Here is a 3,964-nt window from a genome sequence, read left to right as displayed (position 1 = left end):
GTGCTGCAGTCCGTCCCTGGCGCAGCTGCCGCACCCACTGTTGTCTTTTTTGCCAGAAAGTCCCGCCCATGACCGCCTCACGCGCCCTCCCAGCCTTCCCGCTCGCCGCCCTGCGCGGGGCGACCGGTGTTCCCAGCCGGGCCCGCCGCGCCGTCGGGGCCTGGGGGGTTTGGCTGGCGGCATGTGCACTGGCCGCGCCCGCTGGGGTCGCCCAGGCGCAGGAAGGCCCACAGATGAACCTACGGCGCGTGGAACTGACCGCCGGCATGCACCGCATCGACGCCCAGGTCGCCCTCACCCCCCAGGAGCGCCAGACCGGCCTGATGCACCGCAAGGAAATGCCCGCGCACGAAGGCATGCTCTTTGTGTTTGAGCAGCCCTCCCAGCAATGCTTCTGGATGAAGAACACCTTGCTGCCGCTCACGGCCGCCTTCGTTGCCGATGACGGCACCATCGTGAACCTGGAGGACATGAAGCCCCAGACACTGGATTCACACTGTTCGGCCAAGCCCGTGCGCTACGTGCTGGAGATGAACCAGGGCTGGTTTGCCAAGAAGGGCATCAAGGCCGGGGCCAAACTCAGTGGGACCCCGTTTGCCCGGCAGTGACGCCAAGGGCTGCAGATGCTACATATTCAATAGCAATAGAACCATAATTCACTAGCACATCCAGCCGAAAACACTTCAAATTTTCTGTCGTGCAACAAAAAACGGCCCTCGGGCCGTTTTTTGTTGCCTGCGCGATGTGGGCGCCACACCGCGACTGCGCGGGTCGATCAGGCGAAGTTGGCTTCAGCAAAMTTCCAGTTCACCAGCTTGTCGAGGAAGGTTTCGACGAACTTGGGACGCATGTTGCGGTAGTCGATGTAATACGCGTGTTCCCACACGTCCACCGTCAGCAGGGCCTTGTCGGCGGTGGTCAGGGGCGTGCCGGCGGCGCCGGTGTTGACGATGTCCACGCTGCCGTCAGCCTTCTTCACCAGCCAAGTCCAGCCCGAACCGAAGTTGCCCACGGCGGACTTCACAAAGGCTTCCTTGAAAGCGGCGTAGCTGCCCCACTTGGCGTTGATGGCTGCGGCCAGTGCGCCCGATGGCTCACCGCCACCCTGGGGAGCCATGCAGTTCCAGAAGAAGGTGTGGTTCCAGATTTGCGCAGCGTTGTTGTAGATGCCACCGCTGGCCTTCTTGATGATCTCTTCCAGCGTCAGGGATTCGAACTCGGTGCCCTTTTGCAGGTTGTTGAGGTTCACCACGTAGGCGTTGTGGTGCTTGCCGTGGTGGTACTCCAGGGTTTCCTGGCTGTAGTGCGGGGCCAGGGCGTCGATGGCGTAGGGCAGCGGGGGAAGGGTGTGTTCCATGGTGGTGTTTCCTCGTGGTTTGAAATTCTGGGATGCCGTCTGCAACGCGGGCTTTCCTGAGCAATGCAGTCGGACACAGCGCGAAGGGGGCATTGTAGGAACATCAGGTGACCTGTGCAGCATGTGGGCTCCCGGTTCCCCACCCGCAACGCCACAAACCGCCGCTGTCCTACAAAAAAGCCCTGCAGCCCTCTCCCTCCGCAATCCGCTCACAGCAACCGTGGCTGCGACACCGTCACATCCACGGCGCCGTCGGCCAGCGTGGCCCGCAGCGCGTCGCCCGGCTGAGCCTGGCGCACGCTGGTCACCGCCTGGCCGCTGGTATCGGTCAGCAGCGCATAACCGCGCTGCAGTACCAAGCGTGGGTCCAGCAGTTCCAGTCGCAAGGCAGCGCGGTCCAGCCGCTCGGCGTGCTGCGCAGCACTGCGTTGCAAAGCCTGGGGCAATTGGGTTTCCAGTGTTTGCTGGCGTTGCGCCAGGCGCTGCATTTTCAGGAGCACACCATGGCGCATGCGCTGCGCAAGGCGCGCCAGTTGCAGCTGCTGACGCGCCACCAGGCCCGAGGGACGGCCGAGGCGGGCTGCAGCCTGGTCCAGCCGCTGGTGGCGGGTATCCAGCTGGCGCTGCACTCCATCGCTGAGGCGGCCTGCCAGCAACCCCAGCGCGCCCAGCCAGACCTCGCGCGGCTCGGCCACCAGCTCGGCCGCTGCAGTGGGGGTAGGTGCACGCAGATCGGCGCAAAAGTCAGCGATGGTGAAATCGGTCTCATGCCCCACGCCGCTGACCAGGGGCACTGGGCTTTGCACGATGGTGCGGGCCAGCTGCTCGTCGTTGAAGGCCCACAGGTCCTCGATGGAGCCGCCTCCACGGACCAGCAAAATCACGTCAATAGGCGGATGCCGGTTCGAATCAGCCCCAGGCGCCTGCCCCGCTTGCGCGAGCAGATACAGTTTTGATAGCGCCGCAATGATCGACGGCGGGGCGGCCACACCCTGGACCTGCGCTGGCACCAGCACCACCGGAATGTGCGGCACACGCCGGCGCAACGCCGTGACCACATCGTGCAGCGCGGCTGCGCCGGCTGACGTGACCAGGCCAATGCCGCGGGGCTGCAGCGGCAGCGGGCGCTTGCGCGCCGTGTCGAACAGGCCTTCGGCGTCGAGCTGCACCTTGAGCCGCAGGAACTGCTCGAACAACGCGCCCTGCCCCGCGCGCTGCATGCTTTCCACGATGAACTGCAGGTCGCCACGTGCCTCATACACACCGAGACGCCCGCGCACTTCCACCAATTCACCATCGCGCGGCGAAAAGTCAAGCAACGTGGCTGCGCGTCGGAACATGGCGCAGCGCAACTGCCCGTTGGCGTCCTTGATCGAAAAATAACAATGWCCGCTSGACGCGCGCGAGAAGCCSGWAATCTCGCCGCGCACCGCGACMGGRTTGAAGCGCGCCTCCAGGGCATCAGCAATGGCGCGGCACAGCGCGCCAACTTCCCAGATACGGGGCGCCGCTGCTGGGCTTGAGCGGTCAAACATGAGAAACGGCGCGCGTTGGCGCCGCGCCCCCCCGGCGAGTACTCCACAGTTTCGAGCCAGCGGGAGTTGCCTTCAAACTGGGCACCCCAATCGGCCGCAAAACACGATAACACGTGCAAGCTGTTGATTTATATACATTTTTCACTGCACAATTTTTCATCAATCTGTTGCAAGCACGGCGCGAAGCCACTTTGCGAGGCTGTGGATGTGGGTTGCCCACAAAGTTATCCACAGTTTTTGTGGGTGAGCGCGGTGATGGGTGGCGTGCGCGATAACGTAACGGTTTGTGACGCAGTGGCCGCCGCAAGCTAGGCCATAATCGCCGATTGCTTTCATCTGCGCGGAGAGAGATTTGCTGTCCATCATACAAGCCGCAGGCTGGCCCATCTGGCCCCTGATCGCGTGTTCCGTCCTGGGACTGGCACTGATTTTTGAACGTTTTCTGGCCCTGAAAACGGCCCGCGTGGCCCCCCCCAAACTCCTCGACGAAGCCATCACGGTGTCGTCCAAGGCCTTGCCCACCCCCGACGTGGTGAACCAGCTGGCCCAGAACTCGGCCCTGGGTGAAGTGCTGGCCAGCGGCCTGCGCACCCTCAACAGCAACCCCCAGTGCAGTGAAACCGACCTGCGCGCCGCCATGGAAGGCACCGGCCGCGCGGTAGCGCACCGGCTGGAGAAGTACCTGTCGGCCCTGGCCACCATCGCTTCAGCCGCTCCGCTGCTGGGCCTGCTGGGCACSGTCATCGGCATGATCGAGATCTTYGGCTCGCAGGCCGGCGGCGGCGGTGTGGGCCAGGCCATGGGTGGCGGCAACCCGGCCCAGCTGGCGCATGGCATCTCCATCGCGCTCTACAACACCGCGTTTGGCCTGATCGTGGCGATCCCCTCGCTGATCTTCTGGCGCTACTTCCGGGCCCGCGTGGACGCGTATCTGCTCACGCTGGAGCTGGCGTCGGAGCAATTCGTTCGCCACATCCTGCGCCTGCGCAAAGCCAAGTAAGCGCCATGAACTTTCGTCCCCGCGCCAAGGATGAGCCCGAGATCAACCTGATCCCGTTCATCGACGTGCTGC

At 64.0% G+C, this 3,964-nt stretch carries 4 protein-coding genes and 1 pseudogene; 3 read left to right on the top strand and 2 right to left on the bottom strand.

The annotated features are described in order from the left end of the window. Positions 1-68: 68 nt before the first annotated feature. Positions 69-608: a DUF192 domain-containing protein gene (locus tag AC04MI_RS23960; protein ID WP_121943011.1), complete on the top strand. Its 540-nt coding sequence runs from the start codon at positions 69-71 to the stop codon at positions 606-608. Positions 609-775: 167 nt separating this feature from the next. On the opposite strand, the gene AC04MI_RS23955 is transcribed toward AC04MI_RS23960, so the two are convergent. After that, positions 776-1,357, bottom strand: a complete 582-nt coding sequence (locus AC04MI_RS23955; protein ID WP_476498903.1) for a superoxide dismutase — start codon at positions 1,355-1,357, stop codon at positions 776-778. 209 nt (positions 1,358-1,566) lie between these two features. Continuing rightward, a complete protein-coding gene (xseA, locus tag AC04MI_RS23950) occupies positions 1,567-2,892 on the bottom strand; it encodes an exodeoxyribonuclease VII large subunit (RefSeq protein WP_476498902.1) in 1,326 nt (441 codons plus the stop codon). A gap of 352 nt (positions 2,893-3,244) precedes the next feature. Here xseA and AC04MI_RS23945 point away from each other — a divergent pair, with 352 nt between their 5' ends. Continuing rightward, positions 3,245-3,892 carry a MotA/TolQ/ExbB proton channel family protein gene (locus AC04MI_RS23945; RefSeq protein ID WP_056062406.1) on the top strand — a complete coding sequence of 216 codons (648 nt, stop codon included), beginning with the start codon at positions 3,245-3,247 and terminating at the stop codon, positions 3,890-3,892. Between the two features lie 5 nt (positions 3,893-3,897). Beyond that, positions 3,898-3,964: pseudogene (locus tag AC04MI_RS23940) on the top strand (biopolymer transporter ExbD); the annotation flags it as partial.

This window comes from Acidovorax sp. LjRoot204 (assembly GCF_056175785.1).
Note: the sequence above shows the minus strand (reverse complement) of the source record. Positions and strands in the feature narration are given on the sequence as shown.

Bases quoted from the DNA above. Each gene is read 5' to 3' on its own strand.
- AC04MI_RS23960 (WP_121943011.1), top strand. From the start codon at position 69: ATGACCGCCTCACGCGCCCTCCCAGCCTTCCCGCTCGCCGCCCTGCGC.